Origin of the sequence: Alkalibacterium iburiense (genome assembly GCF_039521845.1) — a bacterium.
GTDB classification, from domain to species: domain Bacteria; phylum Bacillota; class Bacilli; order Lactobacillales; family Carnobacteriaceae_A; genus Alkalibacterium; species Alkalibacterium iburiense.
Genome location: NZ_BAAACW010000115.1, coordinates 1,714 through 2,256, shown reverse-complemented (window position 1 = coordinate 2,256; position 543 = coordinate 1,714). Strand labels below are relative to the sequence as shown.

The 543-nt window shown below is 31.5% G+C and carries 1 protein-coding gene; it reads right to left on the bottom strand.

Translation table 11 applies throughout. The features are described from left to right. Positions 1–485: hypothetical protein (locus ABDZ53_RS09520; RefSeq protein ID WP_343755925.1), on the bottom strand; the 485-nt coding region annotated here is incomplete at its 3' end. Positions 486–543 lie beyond the last annotated feature (58 nt).

The following is a 543-nucleotide window of genomic DNA, read 5'->3' as shown; positions in this document are numbered from 1 at the left end:
TCTGATATACGAATTCCAGTACAATATAAGAATGCATATAAACAATGAATTACATTTTGCATATTAGGTTGTAACCTTTGGTTACACTGATAAAGGGCTGCATTTTTTAATATTAGTTGTAATTTTTGGTGAGTGAAGATGTAGGGAATATATGTGCTTTTTTTACTTCCAAGAGGGCGAGGAATAAAGACATTCTGCATATTCTTATGAGAGATTAAGTATCGGCCGAATTCTCTTAGAACAGATGCATATGTTTTCACTGATGACATTTTCCGATTAGAATTTACTAGAAGAAAGTTATTTACCATCGATTTTTCTAATGTCTTTCCCTGCAAATGATTTTGAATACAATAATTATCAAAGACCTTTAGTGTCACAGCATATAAGCGAGTTTTTCTTCCAGTCGACTGTTTGTACAAAATAAACTCAACAATTAGTTCTTTTAAATTACTAGTATAATTCGGAAGTTTTAAATCAATATTCATAATCAGGCACCTCCAAAGCACACGCTACAAGGTGTTTGATGTCTATTTTTGTGTATAG